General features: G+C 55.3%; 16 protein-coding genes and 1 pseudogene. 9 read left to right on the top strand and 8 right to left on the bottom strand.

The genetic code is table 11. The features are described from left to right. The first annotated feature begins 381 nt into the window (after window positions 1–381). From cysK to AMUC_RS06925, 8 genes are read left to right on the top strand one after another with little or no spacing between them, the layout of a single operon-like run. Complete coding sequence (gene cysK / locus AMUC_RS06960; RefSeq protein ID WP_012420340.1) at window positions 382–1,311, top strand: cysteine synthase A; 930 nt, start codon at window positions 382–384, stop codon at window positions 1,309–1,311. 56 nt (window positions 1,312–1,367) lie between these two features. Then, window positions 1,368–2,051, top strand: coding sequence for a phosphoadenylyl-sulfate reductase (locus AMUC_RS06955; RefSeq protein WP_012420339.1), 684 nt, complete (start codon window positions 1,368–1,370; stop codon window positions 2,049–2,051). Window positions 2,052–2,069: 18 nt separating this feature from the next. Further along, on the top strand, window positions 2,070–2,981 hold the full coding sequence (cysD, locus tag AMUC_RS06950; protein WP_012420338.1) for a sulfate adenylyltransferase subunit CysD: 912 nt from the start codon (window positions 2,070–2,072) through the stop codon (window positions 2,979–2,981). Window positions 2,982–3,026: 45 nt separating this feature from the next. Then, a complete protein-coding gene (gene cysN, locus AMUC_RS06945; protein ID WP_012420337.1) occupies window positions 3,027–4,754 on the top strand; it encodes a sulfate adenylyltransferase subunit CysN in 1,728 nt (575 codons plus the stop codon). 34 nt (window positions 4,755–4,788) lie between these two features. Further along, window positions 4,789–5,814 (top strand): ABC transporter substrate-binding protein, encoded by a 1,026-nt coding sequence (locus tag AMUC_RS06940; RefSeq protein ID WP_123038957.1) that lies wholly within the window; start codon window positions 4,789–4,791, stop codon window positions 5,812–5,814. Next, window positions 5,807–6,604 carry an ABC transporter ATP-binding protein gene (locus AMUC_RS06935; RefSeq protein ID WP_012420335.1) on the top strand — a complete coding sequence of 266 codons (798 nt, stop codon included), beginning with the start codon at window positions 5,807–5,809 and terminating at the stop codon, window positions 6,602–6,604. The genes AMUC_RS06940 and AMUC_RS06935 overlap by 8 nt, the downstream gene beginning before the upstream one ends. Then, window positions 6,589–7,368 carry an ABC transporter permease gene (locus AMUC_RS06930; protein WP_012420334.1) on the top strand — a complete coding sequence of 260 codons (780 nt, stop codon included), beginning with the start codon at window positions 6,589–6,591 and terminating at the stop codon, window positions 7,366–7,368. Before AMUC_RS06935 ends, AMUC_RS06930 begins: the two co-directional genes overlap by 16 nt. Before the next feature lie 15 nt (window positions 7,369–7,383). Further along, on the top strand, window positions 7,384–9,024 hold the full coding sequence (locus AMUC_RS06925) for an NADPH-dependent assimilatory sulfite reductase hemoprotein subunit (protein WP_012420333.1): 1,641 nt from the start codon (window positions 7,384–7,386) through the stop codon (window positions 9,022–9,024). Window positions 9,025–9,256: 232 nt separating this feature from the next. Here AMUC_RS06925 and AMUC_RS06920 read toward each other — a convergent pair whose 3' ends face one another. The 4 genes from AMUC_RS06920 to AMUC_RS06905 all read right to left on the bottom strand — a co-directional run bounded on the left by AMUC_RS06920 (window position 9,257) and on the right by AMUC_RS06905 (window position 16,284). Then, window positions 9,257–9,640: a hypothetical protein gene (locus AMUC_RS06920; protein WP_012420332.1), complete on the bottom strand. Its 384-nt coding sequence runs from the start codon at window positions 9,638–9,640 to the stop codon at window positions 9,257–9,259. A 79-nt stretch (window positions 9,641–9,719) separates the two neighbouring features. Beyond that, window positions 9,720–10,847: a Rid family hydrolase gene (locus AMUC_RS06915; protein ID WP_012420331.1), complete on the bottom strand. Its 1,128-nt coding sequence runs from the start codon at window positions 10,845–10,847 to the stop codon at window positions 9,720–9,722. A gap of 14 nt (window positions 10,848–10,861) precedes the next feature. Further along, the gene (locus AMUC_RS06910) at window positions 10,862–12,724 is read right to left on the bottom strand and encodes a YncE family protein (RefSeq protein ID WP_012420330.1); all 1,863 of its coding nucleotides are present in this window, start codon (window positions 12,722–12,724) and stop codon (window positions 10,862–10,864) included. A 14-nt stretch (window positions 12,725–12,738) separates the two neighbouring features. Beyond that, complete coding sequence (locus AMUC_RS06905; protein WP_143245872.1) at window positions 12,739–16,284, bottom strand: SUMF1/EgtB/PvdO family nonheme iron enzyme; 3,546 nt, start codon at window positions 16,282–16,284, stop codon at window positions 12,739–12,741. 155 nt (window positions 16,285–16,439) lie between these two features. On the opposite strand from AMUC_RS06905, the pseudogene AMUC_RS13130 reads away from it, so the two are divergent. Next, window positions 16,440–16,610 (top strand): annotated as a pseudogene (locus AMUC_RS13130) (arginase family protein); the annotation flags it as partial. A gap of 123 nt (window positions 16,611–16,733) precedes the next feature. Here the strand turns inward: AMUC_RS13130 and AMUC_RS06900 are convergent. Genes AMUC_RS06900 through gyrB form a run of 4 tightly spaced genes read right to left on the bottom strand, consistent with a single transcriptional unit; the run spans window position 16,734 to window position 23,904 of the window. After that, the gene (locus tag AMUC_RS06900) at window positions 16,734–18,005 is read right to left on the bottom strand and encodes a peptidase U32 family protein (protein WP_012420328.1); all 1,272 of its coding nucleotides are present in this window, start codon (window positions 18,003–18,005) and stop codon (window positions 16,734–16,736) included. A gap of 3 nt (window positions 18,006–18,008) precedes the next feature. Then, window positions 18,009–18,641 carry a lactate utilization protein gene (locus tag AMUC_RS06895; RefSeq protein WP_012420327.1) on the bottom strand — a complete coding sequence of 211 codons (633 nt, stop codon included), beginning with the start codon at window positions 18,639–18,641 and terminating at the stop codon, window positions 18,009–18,011. Window positions 18,642–18,700: 59 nt separating this feature from the next. After that, window positions 18,701–21,322, bottom strand: coding sequence for a DNA gyrase subunit A (gyrA, locus tag AMUC_RS06890; RefSeq protein WP_012420326.1), 2,622 nt, complete (start codon window positions 21,320–21,322; stop codon window positions 18,701–18,703). A 23-nt stretch (window positions 21,323–21,345) separates the two neighbouring features. Beyond that, window positions 21,346–23,904 carry a DNA topoisomerase (ATP-hydrolyzing) subunit B gene (gene gyrB, locus AMUC_RS06885; protein WP_012420325.1) on the bottom strand — a complete coding sequence of 853 codons (2,559 nt, stop codon included), beginning with the start codon at window positions 23,902–23,904 and terminating at the stop codon, window positions 21,346–21,348. Window positions 23,905–24,006 lie beyond the last annotated feature (102 nt).

Below are 24,006 nucleotides of genomic sequence, written 5' to 3'. Positions count from 1 at the left end.
AAACAGACAGTTTTCCAAACGCCACAATCCCTCTCCGGGAAAAGGAAAATTCATAACGTCAACCGGAGAGTACCAATACAACTGCATGCTCTAGGAAGGCAAGGGAACAAGACATCTGTCCCTCACACGCATCCTTCCTTCTTCCCTATCAATAGCTTGAAAACAGAGGGAAGCGGTTTTTACTCTCAACCTCTGACATTTTGCGACTGTTCATTCAATGCTCTTCTATCATTTTTATTTACATAAAAAAACAAATAAAAAAATAATATCTCATATTCATTAATTCACATTGACACTTCCAGAATATAAGAGTAACTAATTCCTATTATTCCTATCGGAATACAAAAGAAATCTAAATCCATCCCTGTAAAGTACGACACGATGAACATTTACACCTCCATATCGGAACTGGTCGGGAAAACACCTCTTCTGGAGCCAAGGAATTATGCTCAGGCACATCGTCTGAATGCCCGGCTCCTGCTCAAGCTGGACCACTTGAACCCGGCAGGCAGCATGAAAGACCGTATCGCACTCGCCATGATCAACGAGGCAGAAGCATCGGGCCAACTCAAATCGGGATCTGTCATCATTGAACCAACCAGCGGCAACACGGGCATTGGCCTGGCGGCTATTGCTGCTTCCCGGGGATACCGCATCATTCTTACCATGCCGGAAAGCATGAGCGTTGAACGACGAAATATTCTAAAAGCCTACGGAGCCGATATTGTCCTTACAGAAGACAGCCAAGGAATGAAAGGAGCCATCGCCAAAGCCCAGGATCTGGCGGCCACAACTCCGGGCTCCTTCATTCCCAGTCAATTCACCAACCCAACCAATCCCAGAGCCCACTATGAAACAACAGGGGTTGAAATATGGGAAGATACGGACGGAGAAGTAGATATCGTCGTAGCCGGAGTAGGCACCGGGGGAACAATAACCGGCATAGGCAGACTGCTCAAGGAACGCAAACCCGGAGGAATCACCGTCATTGCCGTGGAACCGGCAGATTCCCCCGTATTATCCGCCGGCCAGGCCGGAAGCCATCAAATTCAAGGAATAGGAGCTGGCTTTATCCCAGAAACCCTGGATACGGATATCTATGATGAAGTCATCACAGTTTCCAACGAAGATGCCTTTTCCACAGCTAAAGAATTGGGCGTCAAAGAAGGCATTCTAACTGGGATTTCCAGCGGAGCTGCCCTATGGGCTGCCGTCCAGGTTGCTAAAAGAAAAGAGAACACAGGGAAAAATGTAGTAGTGATCCTCCCCGATTCAGCGGATCGGTACTACTCAACTCCTCTGTTCATCTGACATCCCGTTCTTTTCTACCGGATACGGCTATCCACCTTCAACCAGCGCCAACATTCATGAACGCTCATTCCCCAACCGCTACAGACACGTTGCGACAAGCCGCAGCGCAATACGAAGGAAACCTTGTTTTTGCCACATCATTCGGGGCAGAAGACCAAGTGCTTACCCATATGATCTCCCATCTTGGCCTGAATATTCCTCTGGCGACTCTGGACACGGGGCGATTATTTCCGGAAACCTATGAACTCTGGACAAGAACGGAGGAAATATACGGCATTCGCATTATTCCTTATTTTCCGGCAGCGGAAGAAGTGGAAAGCATGATTCTGGACAAAGGTGTCAATCTGTTCCGCAACAGTGTGGAATACCGTCACGAATGCTGCAATATCCGTAAACTGCGCCCTCTGGAAAGACTCCTTGCCGGGAAAAAAGCGTGGATCTGCGGATTACGCTCCACTCAGTCCATCACCCGGAAAGGGCTTCATATCACAGAAAACGATGAGGCGAACGGCATCATCAAAATCAGCCCACTGGCCAACTGGTCAGAAGAGGATGTCTGGAACTATATCCGCGCCTACGGCGTTCCCTACAATCCCCTTCACGATGCAGGATTCCCCAGTATCGGGTGCGCCTGCTGCACAAGAGCTGTCAAGAGGACAGAAGATGTACGCGACGGACGATGGTGGTGGGAAGAGAAAGAACACAAGGAGTGCGGTCTACACCGCAAACCAAGACATTGATAACCAAAAATATACAAAATGAACAGCATTTACAGACTCAGCCAGCTAAAACAGTTGGAGGCAGAAAGCATTCACATTTTCCGGGATGCCATCAGCCAGTTTGAAAATCCCGTACTTCTTTATTCCATCGGGAAAGATTCCTCTGTACTGGTCCACTTAGCCAAAAAGGCATTCTATCCAGGCAGACTCCCATTCAAGCTTCTTCATATAGACTCCACATTCAAATTTCGCGAGATGATAGAATTCCGGGACAGATTCGTTCAGGAAAATGATCTGGATCTGATTGTCCACAGTAACCAGGAAGGCATTTCCGCCGGCGTCAATCCTTTTACTTACGGCAGCCGCAAATACACGGATATTATGAAAACACAGGCATTGATTCAGGCGTTGACCGCAGGAAAATATGATGCCGTATTCGGAGGCGCCCGCCGCGACGAAGAAAAATCACGGGCCAAAGAACGAATTTTCTCTTTCCGGGATAAATTCAACCAATGGGATCCCAAAAATCAACGGCCGGAATTATGGAACATTTATAACGGCCGTATCAATCCGGGAGAAAGCGTCCGTATTTTTCCTCTGTCCAATTGGACGGAACTGGATATCTGGCAATACATCCGCCTGGAAAAAATACAGGTTGTAGACCTGTATTTTGCTAGACCCCGTCCCATTGTGGAACGTGACGGCTCCCTTATTATGGCGGACGACGACCGCCTGCCTTTGAAACCGGGGGAAACACCGCAGATGAGAACCGTCCGTTTCCGTACACTGGGCTGTTACCCTCTAACTGGAGCCATAGAATCTACAGCTCGCACTGTAGAAGAGATTGTAGCGGAAATGCTGGAAACCAGGCTGAGCGAGCGTTCTTCTCGTATAATTGACCACGACGGTGATGCCTCCATGGAACAGAAAAAACGAGAAGGATATTTTTAACCCCTATTATGAACCATTCTGACGATACCTCTTATTTTTACCATTATGGACATCGACTCATACCTGAACGAACACGAAAATAAAAGCCTGCTACGCGTACTTACCTGCGGTTCCGTGGACGACGGGAAATCTACACTCATCGGACGCCTCCTTTATGACAGCAAACTGATTTTTGACGACCAGCTGGCAGAGCTGCGCAAAGCCAGTGAAAAAAATGGAACTGCTGGAGCAGGTAAAATTGATTACGCCCTGTTGCTGGACGGCCTTAGAGCGGAACGGGAACAGGGAATAACCATTGATGTAGCCTACCGGTACTTCACCACCCCACGCCGCAAATTCATCATTGCCGACTGCCCCGGACATGAACAATACACCCGGAACATGGCCACCGGAGCTTCCACGGCAGATGCCGCCATCATCCTGATTGATGCTCGCCATGGAGTACTCACACAAACGAAACGGCATGCGTTCATCGTCTCTCTTCTGAAAATACGGCACCTCATCGTAGCCGTCAACAAGATGGATCTTTTGAAATACTCTGAAGAAAAATTCCGGAAAATTGAAGAAGAATTCGGAAGCTTCACGCAACAGTTGAATATCCCGGATGTTCGTTTCGTTCCCATTTCCGCCATTGAAGGGGAAAATGTGACGCAAACAACAGGAAAAACGCCTTGGTACCAGGGCGATCATCTGCTTTCCATTCTGGAAACGCTGGATGCCAGCGACAGCAGGAATCTCCGGGATTTCCGCTTTCCGGTACAGACAGTCATACGGCCCAATCTCGATTTCCGGGGGTTCGCCGGCTCCATTACCTCCGGCTCCATCCGCAGGGGTGATCCTATCGTGACGTTGCCTTCGTTTCAAAACAGCCGGATCAAAAGAATCGTTACTCCGGACGGAGAACTGGAAGAAGCATTCTCTCCCCAAGCCGTCGTATTGGAACTTGAGGATGAAATAGATATCAGCAGCGGTGACATGATTGTCAAAAAAGGGAATCTCCCCCATATAGAGGATCGGCTGGAAGCCCGTGTCATCTGGATGTCTGAAAAACCCCTTCTTCCCAGAAGCAAATACATTATGCGCCATGCGGGCAGAAATATCCAGGGGAGGATAGTAGAACTCCAATACGACATAGACGTCAATACACTGGAAAGCCGCCATGCAACGCAGCTTCCTCTGAATCATGTCGGCCGTATCGTCCTGGAAACCAGTTCCCCCTTGTTCTATGATTATTACCGGGATAACCGTTCCGGAGGAGCTTTCATCCTGATTGACCCGCTGAATAACGTCACAGCGGGAGCTGGTATGCTCCGCCCCCCTCACAGAGATAAGGTTCCCGAAAAAGAAAAGGAACAACTCCAAACATTCGTTTCAAGCGATGAACGCGCTGAAACCTTCGGGCATGGTGGAAAACAAATTTACGTAGCGGGAGAAGACAGCGAACTGGCACGCAGCTTCGCCAAACAGCTGGAACGGGAACTCCATCGGCTCAAGGCTCATACCTACGGTCTGGATTTCAAGGCAGAAGGCGTATGGGGCAGATCCGCTAGAGAAATCGTCAATGCCTCAGGCCTGCTGGCCGAAGCGGGGCTCATGAGCATTGCAGTGCTGCCGGGCCTTCCCGTCCTGCCCAGAAAAGCAAAGGGAACCTACTGCATCTGGCTTGGGAATGTCGTCTCCGCGCCAGAAACGGCAGACCGCATCCTCCCCCCTGCGAAAGCAAACGAAAATACTGCGTTTCTTCTGGCGCGCACTCTCTATGTGGAATTTTAATTTTATCCCATTTAAATACCTGTTCTACCATTTTATGAAAACTCTGCCTCTTGCATTAGATGCTCTTCTTTGTATTGGCGCTCTCCTGGTTCCAGCATTTCTGGCATCCTGTCGGGAAGCATCCGAACGGCAGGATCAAATACGCTTTGGCCTTTTCCCCAACGTAACCCATGTCCAGGGGTTGGTTGCCAGGCATTTCAGCCGCACGGGGGAGGGATGGTTTGAAAAACGCATCTTTGAACGGACGGGGAAAAACATCTCCATCCTATGGTATGCTTACAACGCCGGCCCCAGTGCCATGGAAGCCATGTTCGCCAATTCCCTGGATTTTACCTACGTTGGTTCGAGCCCTGCCATTAATGCGTATTCCAAATCCAATGGAACTCTCCTGCAAATAGTAGCAGGAGCCGTACAGGGAGGGTCCGGACTGGTCGTCCCCACCCATTCCGAAGCACGAACACAAAAAGACTTTCAAGGGAAAATCATCGCTACCCCCCAATTGGGCAATACTCAGGATATAGCCTGCCGGACATGGTTGGCCCTGGGAGGCGTAGCAGTCACTCAATCCAGAGGAGACGCAAGCATACTTCCTACCCCCAATCCAGAACAGATATCTCTCTTTCGTCAAGGAAAACTAGACGGATCCTGGACTGTAGAACCATGGATTAGCCGCCTGGAAAAGGAAGCCGGAGGCAAGCTCCTGTTTCTTGAAACGGATGCCGTAACTACTGTTCTGACAGCCCAAAAGAGAATTCTGGAAAAACAGCCGGACGTGGCACAGGCCATTATTGAAGCTCACAGAGAACTCACTTTCTGGATTATCGAACATCCCCAGGAAGCTCAAAAAATCGTCGTAGAAGAACTGAGGGAACTCACCCGTTCCAGCATTGATCCCTCTTTAATTCTCCATGCATGGCCCAGGTTAGTTCCCACTAATAAAATATCCGAAGAAAAGCTCCAAGCATTTGCCAAGGATATGGTACGGACTGGATTTTACAAGGAACTTCCCCGTGTCGAAGGCATCATCCGGAATGATAAAAATAATCCCAGCCATGAGTAGATTATCCATACGAAACGTTTCCAAAAGTTATTTTTCCAGAAAAAAATCGCTTCTGGCGCTTTCTTCTGCCAATCTGGACATAGGGGAAGGAGAATTCATCTGCCTGGTAGGTCCAAGCGGTTGTGGCAAAACAACTCTGCTGAATATGATCGCCGGTCTGATCAAATCGGATACGGGAAGCATTTCCTATGATGGAGAAATAATCTCAGGTCCTGGACCGGACAGGACAGTCGTTTTTCAGGATTTCGCCCTGTTCCCGTGGTTAAACGTGCTGCACAATGTAGAATTCGGTCTCCGATTTACCGGAATTCCCCGCAGAAAACGTTGCCAAATAGCTTTGAAAAACCTGAAATCAGTAGGCTTGGACAACTTCACGCAAGCTCGTATCCATGAACTCTCCGGAGGAATGAAACAACGCGTAGCCATAGCCCGGGCTCTTGCATTGCGCCCCAGGGTTCTTCTGATGGATGAGCCCTTCGCGGCATTGGATGCCATGACCAGGGAACAACTTTATGCGGATATCCAGGCCATTTGTGCCGGACATGGGATTACCGTCGTCTTTGTTACTCATAATGTACGGGAAGCCGTATGCCTGGGAGACAGAGTCATTTTATTTTCCTCCCACCCTGGACGTATTTGCGGAGAATTCTGCATTCGTTTGCCGCGACCGCGCCAAATCAATGATCCGGGAGTAGCCCGGCTATCCTCAAACATCACACGTGCATTAAAATTGGTTTCCAGAACCGCAGAAGAAAAACAAGACACACAGACATCATGCATTCTTCCATAAAAAGCATCATCCAATCCTCAGTATTCATCTTTCTAGCTATAGCTATATGGGAATACGGGTCTCTGTCCGGCTGGTGGAGGCCTTTCCTATTCCCGGCACCTTCCACCATAAGCGGCTATCTTGAAGAAGCAATCAGGGACAACTCTCTCTGGTCCGCTACGTTCGTTACCATTAGGAGACTGTTCCTGGGGTACCTGGCAGGAATCTCCATCGGGATTCCAGCAGGACTTTTATCTGCCCGTTTCCAAATAATAAGAAACACCATCGGAGTTCTGGCACTGGGATTTCAAGGGCTTCCCAGCGTTTGCTGGGTCCCTCTGGCCATCCTATGGTTCGGTCAGGAAGAAGCGGCCATCTTGTTCGTTGTCATCATGGGTACTGTCTGGTCAGTCATACTGGCCACAGAAAATGGACTTGCCAACATCCCTCCAATTTATGCTCGCGCAGCTCGGACAATGGGAGCCGGTTCTGCCTACACGCTGCTCTTCGTCACGCTTCCGGCCTCTGCACCATTCATCGTCAGCGGCATGAAGCAAGGTTGGGCCTTCTCCTGGCGCTCCCTGATGTCCGCAGAAATTTTTGTTCCCATCCTGACAGGATTGGGATTGGGACAGCTCCTGCACTTCGGAAGAGAACTCAATTCCATGGAGCAGGTCATGGGAATCATGTTCGTTATTATTCTCTTAGGCCTGCTCTCAGATAAACTCATCTTCTCCCCCCTGGAACAATCTATCTACAAACGCTGGGGGACAAATCTAGCTTAACCCACAGAAAATATTATGATTAAAGAAGGATACACATCCAACGAACGAATCAAGGAGGAAAGCGATTTCCTCAGAGGGAATATCTCTAACCTCCTCCATGACGATAGCATTACCCATTTCCCGTCCGAAGAAGAATTTCTGCTGAAATTCCATGGAATCACCCAGCAGGATAACCGAGATGAACGGCTTATCCGAAAGAAAAACGGACAGGGACGAAATTGGTTATTCATGTTGAGGTTACGCCTCCCCGGAGGCCGTATCACACCCAGTCAATGGCTGGCTGCGGAAACGCTAAGCGACCAATTCGGTAACGGCACTCTTAAACTTACGACACGCCAAGCCATTCAAATCCACGGAGTCGTCAAGCAGGATTTGAAACAGACCATGAAAGATATCCATCACGCGGCCATCACCACGATTGCCGCCAGTGGAGACGCCACACGCAATGTCATGGTTTCTCTGCACCCGGAAGATTCCGGCATCCATGAGACAGTCTTCAATCAAGCCCAGGAACTCTCCCGAAAACTGGAACCGCAGACACATGCCTATCATGAAATATGGCTGGATGCCAAACGAATCTACTCGGGCGAGGAGGAGGAGCCTCTGTACGGTCCCGGATATTTGCCGCGCAAATTTAAAATCGCTTTTACGCTTCCCCCGGAAAATGATGTGGATGTATACGCCCAGGACTTGAGCTTCGTGGCTATTGAAAAAGAGGGAAAACTCCTGGGATATGATATCCTGGCCGGCGGAGGAATGGGCTATGCTTACGGCAATCCCGGATCTTTCCCCCGCCTTGCGGATATTATCGGATTCTGTTTCCCGGAACAGGTGGAGGAAGTAGCCCGGCAGGTGCTTTTGATCCATAAAGAATTCAGCACCCGCAGCAACAGAAAAACATCCCGGCTCAGGTACACCATTGCCGGTAAAGGACTGGGCTGGTTCACTAACGAACTTGCAACACGCCTTCCATTTCCTCTTCAAGAGGCCAAACCTTTTTCATTATCTACGAACGGAGATGCCGCAGATGTTCCTGGCCGACAAACCATTGAAATTGAAGGCGGCCGCATCCAAAATTCAAACAGGCAACAGCTTAAAACCGCTTTTCACGAAATAGCTTCCATTCATCAAGGAGATTTTTTCATCACAGGTAATCAAAATCTGGTCATTGACGGCATCACACCAGATACTGCCGTGCGAATCAAATCCATCATTAGGAAGTACAATCTTCTCCCCAACGATTCGGGACTCAGGCGCAATTCCTCCGCTTGTACCAGCCTGCCATTTTGTCCGCAGGCTCTTACAGACTCCGAAAGACTACTTCCAAAACTGGTGGATGAACTGGAATCACAGTTAAAAGAACTGGGGCTATGGGACGAAGAAATTTCTATACGCATGACCGGGTGTCCCAACGGATGCTCCAGGCCGTATCTGGCAGAACTGGCTTTCGTCGGCAGAGGTCCGGGCAAGTACAATATCTGGATGGGCGGTTCCAGAAGAGGAGACAGACTAGGCTTCGTCTATCAGGAATCTGTATCCGTAAAAGAAATCGTAGACGTGCTCCGACCAGTATTTGCACGTTTTGCGGCAGAACGCAACCAAGGGGAAGGATTCGGTGACTGGAGCATCCGCTCATTACATCCGCAATCTTTATAAAAGCATAAACATCCGGAGCCGTTTTTGCCGTAGACGGCTCCGGGACAAATCCTGCTATATTTGAAAATCAAAGAGATATTCCAGAAAACAAAATCATGAAACCTTTTTCTCCCCCCTCTAGGAAAAGTATTCCTTCGTCGCCGCCAGGAACTCTCATTCAGCCCATCTCTGCCGCAACGGCATAATATTTTTATTAAAGACCTTTAGAATCTTCCTTCAAATCTCCCTCCGCTCATTCCGCCCGGCCGACGCTGAAACAATACACGGCGGGGTTAATCAGGGCCAGGGGAAGATAAAACACGGCAAAGGAAAGGGAGCCGCCATACAAAACCAGGCACAGGATGGACATGACAAACAGCACGCTGATTTTCAAGCTCCGCGCCCAGTCCAGACGATGCACCAGCCAGACCAGGGCGGCGCACACAAAACCAATAACCGCGCACAACACGCCGCCCAGGGTCAGAAACTGCATGTAGCTGGAACAGAACTGCTCCAGCCACCGCACATTATCCGGACCCGGAGGATTCCCTTCCCAGGCAAAAACACCCGGCGGCAACAGCACCCACAACAGCACGGAAAAAAAAACCAGACGGTCCGTATTAAGGCGATAAGTCATGCGCTTTCATGATACCATTTCCGTGCACGGGATAACAAGGGAAATCGCCCGTGCGCCGCGGTTCCGGGAACGGCAGGGTTTACAAGGGGGCAAAGGCGGACTCTCCGGCTCCATTAACGGCTATTCCGTCTATTTCCACCAGCCAGCCGGGGCGGCAGACAGGGGCTTTCAGCATCACATGCGGCACAGCGGCCAGCGGAGAGTCCATCAGCCGGTTCCGGACCGTTTCCCGGTCCGCCCAGTCGCGCAGGTACACTACGGCCTGCTTCAGGTCGGACAGGCTTCCCCCGCTCCTTTCCATCAGGGCGCTCATATTTTCCAGGGTGCGGGCCGTCTGGCCCACCACGTCCCCCGGATGGACAATGTTTCCCTCCGCGTCAATACTGGCGGTGCCGGAAAGGAAATAATGGGAGCGGTCCCCGTACACAATACGGACGCCGCGCTCAAAGGCCACCCGGTACACATGCGTGGGGGACAGGTAGTCCGGCGCTTCCATGTACCGGACCTGCCCGGGCTCCAGCCCCGCGATGCCCAGACTGTCCATATGCAGCAGGCGGCCCGGCAGCTCCGTACAGCCTTCAATGCCGGTACTGGCGATGAAATGGCTCTCCGGAGTCAGCCCGTAACGGTCAAAGCATCCGTTGCGGCCTTCCACCAATCCCCGGTAGTTGTTGTCAATGTCCCGGCAATAAATCCAGGTGCGGTGAATCAAATCCGGCACGGCTCCCCCCTGTAAGGCGGCAATCCGGTCCAGCCAGCGGAATTCCTCCCGCATCTGGCCGCAGCTGTCCGGGGAGGAGAATTCCCTCTTGCCCGCCAGGAACAGCCGGTAATGAACGCGGAGGGCTTCCACGACCGTTCCGCCCTGTTCCGCCATATGCCTTTTTCCCAACATTCCGCCGATGTGCCAGGCTTCCAGAGCTACGCGGGCCCCGTTCGCAGGGGGCTGGCCAACCATGGAAACATAGGAGTTCCTCTCCCCTATCATCCGCCGCAGCGCAGCCGACTGGCGCACCGGGTCGCTGACATGGAAACGCAACAGGAATTCATCTTCCTCCCCTCCCCCCAGATTGCGGTACCTGGTCATCAGGGAATGCAGTTCTTCCTCAAAACTTGCGCCCGGCTCCGCCGTCATGCAGAAGAAGCGTTCTTCCGCCCCGTTTTTTCCGGACCATTCCAGTTGTTCAGGTGCATTCGCCGTCATCATGCCCTCCCGCCCCTTTACAGGGACTGCACGTAATTGATCAAATCCTCCAGTTCACGGTTATTCAGGGAACTCGTCTTCCCTCGGATATCCCCCGGATTGCATGTCGTGATGGCTTCCCGGATCGTCTTCGCACGGCCGTCGTGCAGGTAAGGGGCGGTCCGCCACACTTCCGCCAGGGAGGGCACCAGAACGCTTTTACCTTCATCCAGCCCCGTGGCCGTCCCCGTGGCCACCAGTTCCTTGGTAGTGAAGTAAGGATGGGGGTGGCACCGCACGCACCCGGCTGTTTTAAACACTTCCCTGCCCCTCCGGGCAGATTCGGACAAAGCCCCCCTTTCCACGCCGGGAGCATGGCACTGGGCGCACCCCTCCCCCCCTGTCTGCTGTTTGGAAGGGTTATGCGCCACCAGGAACGGGCTGGGAACTTCCTTCATGTTTTTCAGGTATGCATTCACGCATTCCGCCAATTCACCGGAAGGTTCCAGAAACTGGATGTGCACAAAGCCTGCCGTCACGGCCACTTCCGCAGAGGCGCGGACGCCCAGCGTCATCACCGGGCTTGTCCGGTGAGAAAGGAACATGGTGCGCGTATTTTTCGGGTTGCCCATGCCGTCATTCAGCAGATCCCAGTTCAGGCCGTCCACCCGGCCGTCCGGGTGGCAGGTGGCGCAGCTCTGCCACCCCTGGAAGCAATGGGAGGCATCATTAAAATACCGTTCCCCCAGTTTTTCCCGGGAAGGCCGGAATTGGCCGTTCAGGGGAATTGCCCTGGATTTGCAGGCATCCTTCAGGGAGACTTCCGCCAGAGAATCAGAAAAGTAGCCGGCCACATAAACGTTTTCCCCATCGGAAGCCACGGCGCGCGGGCCATTCAAGGGCAGAGCGATCCGGGTGCGGAGACCGTGCAGGAAACCAAGCCTTTCGGAAACCGGCTCATTGCTCCGGCCTTCCCGCTTCATGCGCTCCAGCAGGGCCGGGAAATCAATTACGGAGAGTTCATGCGTCCCCGCATGCGTCACGAACAGTTTTCCGCCATCTCCGGAAAAAGAAACGCCCCACGGGTTGGCCGCCCCCGCATCCGGGTCATCCAGCAGAACGGGATGGGGCTTGTCCGGATCGTCCGTATCGATAACCGTCACGGCATTCGTGTTCATCCAGCCGCGGTCCAGCTGCGTGGTGGGCACCTGGTACCGGCTCAATACATGCGCCACGGCCAGATAGCGGCCATCCGGGCTTATCGCCATGCCGCGCACGCCCTGCGTCCCGTTGGAAAGCGGGAAATGGACAGCTTTTCCATCTTCCACCAGAGTCAGCGCGGCAGCCGTGAAATCCCCGTCCGCAGCCCCGGCCGGCAAATGGCCGGCAGCCCAGATTTTCCTGCCGTCCGGAGAAACGGCCAGCGCTACGGGTTCACGGGGGACATTCCAGGAATCCAGCACGGTTCCGGTAGCGGCGTCCATTTCCAGCACGCGGGAATCAAACCGGCAGGCCACATACAGCTTTCCCCCCCGCACCACGGGAGACATGGGCGTATGCCCGGCAGGAAAAGAACGCTTCAACGCCCCGCTTTCCAGGTCCACTACTTCTACTGCTCCGCGCGGGCCACCTTCCGCCACATAGGCCGTTGCTCCATCCACGGCCATTCCGTTGGGAGGCTGGGCCAGCCGGATGCTTTTCACCTTTTCCCCGGAAGCAGGGTCCACCAGTTCCAGCACGCAGCTCTCATGCCCCAGCACGGCAACCAGGTGATCGACGACCTTCACATCCACCGGAGCCAGCGGGCCGGAAGCAGCATCCGGTCCCTGCCTGCATGAAATGAGGGCCAGCAGGCAGCAAAGGGCAGTCGCAGAAGCGCGGAACATTTTTGTCAGTTTCATGGCAATTTCAACAATCAGTCTTCTATGATCACCCGGAACCCCACGTTGTACACCGGACGCCAGCCGGGATAGCCCCAGCGCCAGGAGGACGTGGCCCTCCTGGGACGGTCATACCAGGAACCGCCGCGCACCGCACGGGGAACATGGGAGTCCAGGCCTTCATTGCGCCCGTCCCCTTCCTTCCAGGGGTAAGGCCTGTATTCGGAACGGGTCCATTCCGCGGCATTGCCGATCATGTCGTATAATCCGTAGGCATTCGGCCTGTAACTCTTGACGGGGGCCAGGTGGAGCTTCCCGTCATTGTATTTCTCATCCCTCGGCACGAAGTCCCAGAAACGGTTGGGATTTTTAATCGGCCTGGGATCTACGCCGGAAACGGCCAGCTCCTTCAGGGTCACATCCCCCAGGTTGGCATACGCGGAAAAATCCGCATCCCGCTCCCCGAAAAAGAAATCCGTATCAGCTCCCCCCCTGGCCGCGTATTCCCACTGCGCTTCCGTAGGCAAGGTCACTTTTTTCCCGGTTTTCCCGGAAAGCCAGCGGCAAAATTCCATGGCCCTGGCCCAAGGAACCCGGATGACGGGAAAACGCGGATCGGCATCCATGTCGTAGCCGGGCCTCACCTGGTCCTTGTAATGCATGTCATACCATCCGTTAACATACTCCGGGTCGAAGCGGCGGTATTGCTCCAACGTCACTTCCGCCTCTCCCATCCAGAACGGCCTTTCAATCCCCACCGTGGAAACAGGACGTTCCGCCGGTGTTTCCCGTTCATTCCCCATCCTGAACTTCCCTGCGGGAATGCGGCGGAATGTCATGTTCACGCCGTCGCCCAAATCCACAGTCAGCGTTTCATTACGCGGTTCCGGAACGGGAACGCTCTTTCCTCCGGTGCGAGCAATGGGCTTCCCGGCGTCAGGTTTGGAAACGCCGGCGCTTCTCCGGAATAGGGAATCCTTCATCGTCACGTAATTACGTTCCGCTCCTGAAAATCTGCCGTGCAGGTCATAACGGCGTTTCAGCAGCCCTTCATTGCGCTCTCCCGGCCATTCACCCAGATAGGGGGCGTTCATGTCCATCCACGTGACCAGGCGGTTCCAGTCCTCCTGCGGCATTTCCACGCCATGGTGGCCTTTTTTAAGGAGCTGGTAAAGCTCCGACGTATCCGCGAAAAACTCCGTGGGGGCCAGCCCCAGATAGTTCCCCTCCGGGCCGTTGCGGCGCACATAGGGGTGCAGGTTCCAATAAGAGACGGAACCGGGGGCGGGAGCCCCCTTGACGGCCTCCAATGTCATGAAATCCGGCACTCCTCCACGGGCCTTGCCTTCCGCTGTGTGGCAGCGTATGCAATGGCGGTCCAGCACGGGCTGCACTTCATTCATGAAGGAGAAAGTGCGCGCCGGACCGTACCACGGAACAATAGGAGCGGGTTTCTGGCGGGAAGCCATGACGGCCCTGGCGGGGGGAGCGCAGTTCTGCCGTTCATGGCAGCCGATGCAGCTGAGCGTTTCCCCCGGCATGGCGGTAAACCAGCTCCGCATCAGCGCCAGGGCGCGCCCCTCCCCGTCCAGCACCTGAAGCGTCAGAGGCTGGCAGGCGGGAGCCGTGAAGATGGCGGAACCGTCAGGATTCACGGGCACGGTGCCGTACAGAACTTTCAAGTCCCAGTTGCTTTCCATGCCCATGGCATAGTGGCTTCCCGTATTGCGGGGGCTGTACTCGGACATAAACACGCGCAGGGCCTTGGCTTCCCCTCTGGGCACTCCGGCCATGGCGCGGCCCCGGTATACGTCGGAAATATAAACCGTAGCCGTCTTGCTTTCCGTCTTCACCCGGTCATGCAACACGGACGGTTTTTTGCGTGGCCCCAGGGGCGCGGGGTCTGCATAGACGAAGTAGGAGGAGGCCGTGAGAGGAACGATGTTATCGTATATGTCGCACCAGACCACATTGGTCACGCCCTGGTTGCCGGAGGGGGAGGAAACGGCCAGGAAACACTCGTCATTCAAAGGATAAGGTTCTGCGAAATAAGGAGTCTTCAATCCCTGCACCAGCTGATCTTTGGTCACGTTTTCCACGGGCTTTCCATACCCCGGAATCTTCTGAACGGCACCCTCCGTGGCGGTGCGCCCCCTGTTCACGTCAAAAAGGACCAGTTCCCCCAGCCTCTTGACTCCATGGTGCCCGCTGACAATGCCCGCAAACATGCCCGGCCTGCCGGGGAGGGGCCGTGCGTTGAACAAGCTGTTGGGCCAGTAGGAGTTGGAACCATAGTATTCCTTCTGGTCGCTGCCGTCCGGATTCATGTGCATCAGCACGCGGCTGAAATAGTGGGCACTTTCCGTGTACTCCCAGCGCAGGAACATCACCCTGCCGTCCGGCAACATGGTGGGGAACCAGTTATTGTCCTGGTCAAAGGTAAGCCGGCGGGTCGTTTTCTTTTCCCGGTCGTAAAGGTGGAGGTTGCCCACGTAATCCACCCCGGCCACGCAGGGCACCCCCTGCATGCCGGAAGTATTGACGAAAATAATCCGGCCGTCCGGCAGGTAGCAGGAATTATAGCTGTCCGTATCCGCCGGCATATGCGCGGTAAGGGATTCCTTTTTCCCGGTTTTCAAATCCAGCTCAAAAACGTCCCAGGGCCTGCTTTCCTTCTTGCCGAATCCGTTCCCGGTGAACATGAGCTTCTCCCCGGAAAAATCAACATCCAGATGCCCGACCCAGCGGTCGTCCGCCAGCAGCTGCTCCACAGGGGAAGAAGAGGAAACCCCGTTAAATTTCACAATGCCGCTGCGGTATCTGCGCCCGGGCCCCGGCATGCTGGAAATACCCTGCCAGTTCGCCGGACGGTCATGATTGAAAGAACTTTTCCCGGACGGATTGAAACGCCGCACGCTCACCCATTCCTTCAGGCCGTTCTGTTCCGGCAGGGCTTCAATCAGGGCTTTTCTCCGCAGATCCACCATCTCCCGCAGCAGGGCCGCCTGTCCCGGCCCGGCCTGCTCCACCCACCGGTCCAGCGGCCCCAGCTCCTTCTCCCACTCATCCAGCCGTGCCAGGAAACCTTCCGCACCGGCGTACCGTTCCCCGTACTTGTCCCGGTTTCGCTTCACCGCGCGGCGGATGGCCGCAGAGTCATAATAGGCCGCCAGCTTCTTCAGCCTGAGGAAACGGACTCGTTCCTGAATGGCTTCCTGATGCTTAACCAGGTCATCCCAGGAAGAAACAGCTCCAATACTCTCCGCGGGAACGGAAAGAATTTCCGCCAGCGCGGCACCTGCTGCCTTCCCGTCCGGCCACGCCTGAAATACGGGAACCAGCAAAACCATCGCATCCCCGCAATCGTCAGCGGCAGCAGGCTCGGAAAGGGAAGCCGCATATTCCGCCGTCCGCGTCCATACCTGCCTCATCCATGCATCCTTTTCTTTCGCGGAAGGCGCAGGCGGGATTACGTCCAGCTCCCGCAACCAGGGCTGCAAACCGGAAGCGTGGAGCATTCCGGCACACAGCAAGGCGCAGGAACATGAAAAAAGACGCAGAAAGGAAATATAATCAGGCATGGCATACGGTTTTAAAATAATACGCCAGGGAAATTCTTTTTCATTCAATAGGAAGACTACTTTACGGCATTTTCTCTCAAACGTCAGACAATGAATGAATAACTTAATTGATTCGGATTTCTAGACCGGAAGCCAAACGTGAATTTCAAAAGACCCCGGCTGAAATCATCGCGGGAGTGGAAGAGGAACCGGGAGGAATGAAACTCCATGAGGTGGTCCGTCTGATCAACGACATCGCCGCCCGTTATGAAGTGGCAGCCCTCACGATAGCCGAGCCGATGCCGCGCCTGACGATCAAGATCAGAAACATGCTTAGCCAGCTCCCCCCTGCTGAAGCCGGACGCCCCGCCGGCCCAGCCGGGCAGGAAACGGAAAAATTAAAATCATCCTGCCGTCGATTCCCGGTCTTTGGAAAAGGCAGGCAGAGGAAGAAAGGGACAACCGGACATTCAGGCATCCTCCAGCATCCGGGGGCGCAGCAGGTACACCTTGTCCCGGCGGCGCACCTGTTCGGGAACCGCCAGATAGACGGTTTCTCCCTTTTGAGCGGCTTCTACGGGCTCCATGCCCTCTGCCGTCTCCCTCCGCATGGCTGCCACTTCCATGCGGACGGCTCCCGTAGTGGGGCCTGTTATGAGGATGGTCTGCCCCGCGGACAGGCCGCCGGCTTCCAGGAACAGGGCCGCCACCCCGTTCTTCTTATAAAAGTTCTCTACCCTGGCAATGTGGATCTTCAACAGGGCAGCGCGGCTGTTGGCGGAACCGCTCCATTCCCCCCACTTCACGCCCAGGTAATAGCCGCCTTGCCAGAATCCCCGGTTGAAAACGGATTCCAGCCGTTTCATCCACGCTTCCGCCCTGTCCGCGGAAAAGGTTCCGTCCTGGCATGCCCGCGCGGCTTCCCGGTACACGGAGGTAACCGTCCTGACGTAATCCGAGGAACGGCCGCGCCCTTCCAGCTTCAGCACGGAAACGCCCGCGTCCAGAAGCTGGTCCAGCACCGGAATGGTACACAGGTCCTTGGGAGACATCACGTATTTGTTGTCTATCACCAGTTCATTGCCCGTTTCCTCATCCGTCACGCGGTAGGCGCGGCGGCAGTTCTGGAAGCAGGCCCCCCGGTTGGCGGAGGAGTTGTAGGCCGCCAGGCTCATGTGGCATTTGCCGGACACGGCCACACATAACGCCCCATGGGCGAAAATTTCCACCCGCAGCAGCTCCCCGGAGGGGCCTTTCACGCCCTCCTTCCGGATGGATTCAATGATATGCCTGATTTGCGCCAGGGTGAGTTCCCGGGCCAGCACCACCACATCCGCGTACTGCGCGTAAAATTTGACGGAGGCCATGTTGCAGACGTTGGCCTGCACGGACATATGGACTTCCAGCCCAATGGAACGCGCATAAGAAATCACCGCCAGGTCGGAAGCGATGACGGCATCCACACCGGCTTTCCGGGCGGCGTCGCACAGGGCATGCACCGCCTCCAGCTCTTCATCGTACACAATGATATTCAGTGTCAGATAAGCTTTGGCGCCCGCCTCATGGCAACGCTCGACGATTTCCGGCAAATCTTCTTCCGAAAAATTGACCGTGGCGCGGGAACGCATGTTCAGCTTTCCTACTCCGAAGTACACGGAGTCCGCTCCGCCCTGCAAGGCGGCCGCCAGAGATTCAAACGACCCCGCCGGGGCCATGATTTCTATCCGGTTTTGAAAAGGCATGGGTCAAAGTCCTCCGGGTTCTTCCATCAGAATGACGGAAATTCTTCCCTCGGGAAAGCATTTAACAATGGACATGTGAATATTGCACAGGCGGTCCGGGGAATTACAATCCGCGCAGATTCCGGTGTGCATGCAGGGAGTCCTGAACCCTTCATGCCGCCTGGCGTTCAGGGGCGCAATGCGGCGGATGCGTTCCCGGGCCTCTGCCGGCGTTGCCACCAGCTTGTTGGAACCGGCCAGCAAAATGACGCGCCGGGGTCCGAATGCCACCGGAGCCACACGGTTGCCCACCATGTCCACCCAGTGCAGGGTCCCTTCCATGCTGACGGCATTGACGCCGGTTAAAAACAGGTCCGCCGTCATGCCCTGGCGGCGGATTTCCCATTTCTCCTCCCGCACCATGCCCGGAACAAAGCCGTCATAGAACTGAATGTCCGGATTGGAGCGCAGGTCATCAAGAATGCCCGCATCCTTCAGGGTCATGGAATCCCCATAGGAAGCGGACGACGGCCTGAACTCCCGCACCAGGCCGCGCATAACCTCCGCAGCCGCCCTCAGGTCCGGCACTACAAAACTCCGGAATCCACGCCGTTCCAGACGTCCGGCACATTGCTCCAATGAAAGGGGGTCTTCCATAAAAACGGCCCATGAAGCCCCCTGCTCCGGCATGACGCCGGAGCAGGGAAACCTGGATTTTATTCTTCCGCCGGAGCTTCCATTTCACCGGACACTTCCCCGGCTCCCGCGTCTTCCGTTTCCGCCGGGGCTTCTTCATCTTCATCATCAGGAATGACGATGGAAATGTCCTGGATGGATTCGCCCTCATTCAGCGTCATGAGCTTCACGCCCTGGGTGGCGCGGCCCGTTTCACGCACGGTCGCCACCTTGATGCGGACGGATTGTCCGGCCGTGGTCATCAGCATCAGCTCGTCCTCATCAGACACGACCGTGGCGGAAACCACCTTGCCGGTCTTATCCGTGCAATTCATGGTCTTGATGCCGGTTCCGCCGCGGCCCTGCGTGCGGTATTCATCAAAGGAAGTGCGCTTGCCGAGGCCGTTTTCAGAAGCCACCAGCAGGGTTTTCTGCGGGTCCACAATGGCCAGGGCCACAACGTAGTCCCCCGCCCGCGGGCGGATGCCGCGAACACCGATGGTGTTGCGGCCCTGCGTACGCAGATCTTCTTCCGGGAAGCGGATGCTCATGCCGTCATGCGTGACGAGCACGATTTCATCGGCCCCGCTGGTAAGTTCCGCGTTCACCAGACTGTTGCCTTCCTCCAGATTAATGGCAATGATGCCGGCCTTGCGGTAGTTGGCGAAATCGTTCAGGCTGGTTTTCTTCACCGTGCCGTCCTTCGTGGCGAAAACAACATTGCCGCTGCCTTCCGCAAAGGTAATGTCATTGCCTTTTTCATCCACCCGGCGTTCCAGGCGCAGGATGGCAGCGATGGCTTCTTCCGGCTGGAGATCCAGCAGATTCTTGATATTGCGACCCTGCGCGCTGCGCGCCGCTTCGTCAATCTCATACACGCGGTCCACGTACACGCGCCCGGTGTTCGTAAAGAACATCAGGTAGTCGTGGTTCTGGGCGGCGAACAGGTGTTCGATAAAGTCCGCTTCCGCATCCTTTTTGGCTCCCCTGGTAGTGGCAGCCTTCACGCCCTTGCCCCCGCGCGCCTGCACGCGGTATTCCGCGGAGTTGGTGCGCTTGATGTAGCCGCTGTGCGTGATGGTGACGATCATCGTGTCATTCGGGATGAGATCCTCAATGGCCATATCCCCGGAGAAGGGAATGATGCGCGTGACGCGCGGCGTGGCGTACTTGTCCTTAATCGCCTTCAGTTCGTCCTTTACAATGCCCAGCACGCGGGATTCGTTCGCCAGAATATCCAGGTAGTCCTTGATGCGGACCAGCAGTTCCGCGTATTCCCCGGAAATCTTGTCGTTTTCCAAGGCGGTCAACTGGTACAGGCGCAGGTCCAGGATGGAGTTCACCTGGCGTTCCGTGAAGACGTAGCGGTCCCCCTGGATGGAGGCCTGGGAACGGATCAGGATGCCCAGGCTTTCCGCTGTCTGCGTGGAGAATGTGTAATTCTGCAGGCGTTCACGGGCTTCATCCCGGTTTTTGGAATCCCGGATAATGGAAATGAAGTCATCCATGTGGTGCAGAGCCAGCAGGAAGGCTTCCAGGCGCTCGGCATCCTTCTCCGCATCCCCCAGCAGATAGCGCGTGCGGCGCACGACCACCTCGCGGCGGTGCTCGATGTAGAAGTTGATGGCGTCCATCATGGCGAGCGTCTTGGGGCGGTTGTCATGAATCGCCAGCATATTCACCGCAAAGGAAGTTTCCATGGAGGTGAGCTTGTAAAGCTGGTTCATGACCACCTGCGGGCGGGCATCCCGCTTCAGCTCGATTTCAATGCAGGTTTTCTCATCGGAAAGGTCACGGATGCCGGAAATATCCGTCAGGATTTTATCCTTGTACAGTTCCGCAATGCGTTCCTGAAGGGCGGCGCGGTTCACGCCATACGGCACTTCCCGGATGATGAGAAGATCCTTGCCGGAATCCGTTACTTCCATGTCTATCTTGCCGCGGATGCGCACGGAGCCGCGCCCGGTGCGGAAGTAGTTGTCAATGCCTGAAAAGCCCAGCACGTCGCCCCCGGTGGGAAAATCCGGCCCCTTGATGTACTGGCGCAGCTCTTCCACAGTCATGTGGGGATTGTCAATCACGGCGCAGATACCGTCCACCACTTCCCCCAGGTTGTGCGGAGGCATGTTGGTGGCCATCCCCACGGCAATCCCCGTGCCGCCGTTCACCAGAAGGTTTGGGAAAGCGGAGGGAAACACGGTGGGTTCCGTGTGTTCATTGTCGTATGTGGGAACAAAATCCACGGTGTCCTTGTCCAAATCCGCCATCAGGGCCACGCCCATGCCGGAGAGCTTGGCTTCCGTGTATCGGGCAGCGGCGGGGGGGTCTCCATCCGGCGTGCCGAAGTTGCCCTGGCCGATCACGAGAATATCCCGCATGGACCAGTCCTGCGCCATGTTCACCAGGGTGCCGTAAATGGCGGCATCCCCGTGAGGGTGGTAGTTACCCATCGTGTCGCCCACGATTTTGGAGCATTTGCGGGTCTTGCCCCCAGGGGACAGATTGAGTTCCTTCATGGCGTACAGGATGCGCCGCTGGGAAGGTTTGAGGCCGTCTCTCACGTCCGGCAGGGCGCGGGAGATGATGACGGACATGGAGTAGTCCAGGAAAGAAGTGGAGAGCTCACTGGCTACATCCACCGGTTTGATTCTATTATTTTCCATGGTGCTGAAAGAGAGTGCGGGGGTTAAATGTCAAGGTTGCGGACATTGAGGGCATGATCCACGATGTAATTCTTGCGGGGTTCCACCACATCCCCCATCAGGATGGTGAACATTTCATCGGCCCTGACGGCGTTGTCATCGTTCAGGATGACGCGGAGCAGCTCGCGCCGTTCCGGGTCCATCGTCGTCTTGAACAAGTCCTTGGCATCCATTTCACCCAACCCTTTGAATCGCGTGATTTCCACCCCGCGCTTGCCGATGGAGATGACGGATTCCAGAATGTCCATGACGGAGAACAGGGGCGTTACTTTTTCCTTATCCCCTTCACCCTCCACCAGTTCAAACAGGGGCGTATCCATGGAGACAATCATATTCCCCGGAATGCCCAGTTCCGCCAGCCGGGCCAGGGCCCGCGTGATGGCTTTGGCTTCATGCAGTTCATGAGTGATGGAGCGGCGGCTGGGCCCCTCCCGTTCCGGAAGCGGATTTTCCAGCAACTCCTCTTCCGAGGGCGTGCCAAAGATGAAAAGGTCCCTGTTTTCCTCAGAAAAGGCGGTCAGGGCCTCCATGTCATGGAAGAAGAGTATTTCCTCTTCATTGCCGCAGCGCACCTTCACCAGGAATTCCGGGAATTCCCCGTTGGTCTCCCGATGGCTGAGCAGGTCTTCCAGGGAACCGCCCTGCGCCTGCATGGATTCCGTATAGCGCTGGAGGTTGACCAGCGTTTCCAGAATGGCGGAGAGTTCTTCGGGAGAGAAGGAACGGGAGCCGTCTGCGAAACGCAGAGTCACGTCATTAACGGCCAGTTCAATCAGTTTGCGGTTCAGGGCCACGTCATCCTGCACGTACTCTTCCTTTTTCCTGCGGATGATGCGGTACAGGGGCGCCTGAGCGATGTACAGATACCCGGCGCGCACCAGCTGCGGCATGTGGCGGCAGAAGAAAGTGAGAAGGAGGGTGCGGATGTGGGCGCCGTCCACGTCGGCATCAGTCATGATGATGATTTTGTGGTAGCGCACGCGGTCCAGCTTGAAGGAGGCTTCATCGTCCCCTTCCCCGATTCCGGCGCCGATGGCCGTAATCATGTTCTGGATTTCCTTGCTCCCCAGGGCTTTGTCCAGGCGGGCCTTTTCCACGTTCAGCACTTTCCCGCGCAGGGGCAGGATAGCCTGCGTGCGGCGGTCGCGCCCCATCTTGGCGGAACCGCCTGCGGAGTCACCTTCCACAATGAACAGCTCGCACTTCGCGGGATCCCGGTCGGAACAATCCGCCAGTTTGCCGGGGAGGCCGCCGATGGAGAGAGCGCTCTTGCGGACTGTTTCACGCGCCTTGCGGGCGGCTTCCCGGGCACGAGCGGCCGTGATGCTCTTCTCGATGATCTTCTTGGCCATCGCCGGGTTTTCTTCAAAGTACGTCTTGATTTCCTCGTACACGACATTGCCCACCACGCCTTCAATCTCCGTATTCACCAGCTTGTCCTTCGTCTGGGATGAGAAACGCGGGTTGGGCATCTTGACGGAAATAACCGCCACCAGGCCTTCACGAACATCTTCGCCGCTCAGGGAGGGATCTTTTTCCTTCAACAGGCCGTTGGCCTTTGCGTAACCGTTGATGACGCGCGTCAGGGCGCCGCGGAACCCGGAAAGGTGCGTTCCCCCGTCCCCGTTGTAAATGGAGTTGGCAAAGCAAAGGATGTTCGTTTCATACGTGTTGTTGTACTGGAACACAACGTCCACCAGAACATCGTCCTCCATCTTCTTGCCGTCGTACTCCACTTCCACCTTCCGGACGCCGGAAATGGAAATGGGGTCCTCGTTGATCACTTCCTTGTTCGTGCCCAGCTGACGTACGAACTCCACAATGCCGTCCTTATAGAAGAACGTTTCCCGGCGCGCCGGAGCTTCACGCTCGTCAATCAGTTCAATGACCAGGCCGGGATTCAGGAAAGCCAGTTCCCGCAGGCGCGTCGTCAGGCGGTCAAACTTGAACTCCGTGGTATCCGTGAAAATGGTGGCATCCGGGAAAAACGTGATCGTGGTTCCCGTGACTTCACAGGCACAGGAACCTACAGTGCGGAGGGGTTCCACCGTCTTGCCTCGCTCAAATTTGATCTGATAGCGCTTGCCGTCCCGGCGCACTTCCGCCTTGAACCAGTCGGACAGGGCATTCACGCATTTGGCGCCCACACCGTGCAGGCCGCCGGAGTACTTGTACGCACCCTGACCGAATTTGCCGCCCGCGTGCAGGTTGGTCAGAACCAGCTCCACAGCGGGAATGCCGAACTTCGGGTGGATATCCACCGGAATGCCGCGCCCGTTATCTACGATGGAAATGGAACCGTCCACATGAATGACAATGTCAATCTTGCTGCAATAGCCGGCCAGATGCTCGTCAATGGAGTTGTCGAGCACTTCAAATACGCAATGGTGCAAGCCTCGTTCGTCAGGGTCCCCGATGTACATGCCGGGCCGCTTCCGCACGGCCTCCAGGCCTTCCAGTTTGTCAATCTGCGCGGCGCCGTATTCATGCTGCGCCGTCGTGGAAACGGTGGTTTCAACAACCTCGTTGGTATCTTCGGACATAACCGAAATATATTACGCTTATCTTAATTTTTTGCAAGACTAATGTTATAAATCGCGTGCGCGCGCGTAGGGCCTAGCCTTGCAAAATTCCGCTGAAATCGC

The sequence above is a fragment of the Akkermansia muciniphila ATCC BAA-835 genome, assembly GCF_000020225.1.
Taxonomy (GTDB): Bacteria; Verrucomicrobiota; Verrucomicrobiia; order Verrucomicrobiales; family Akkermansiaceae; genus Akkermansia; species Akkermansia muciniphila.
Note: the sequence above shows the minus strand (reverse complement) of the source record. Positions and strands in the feature narration are given on the sequence as shown.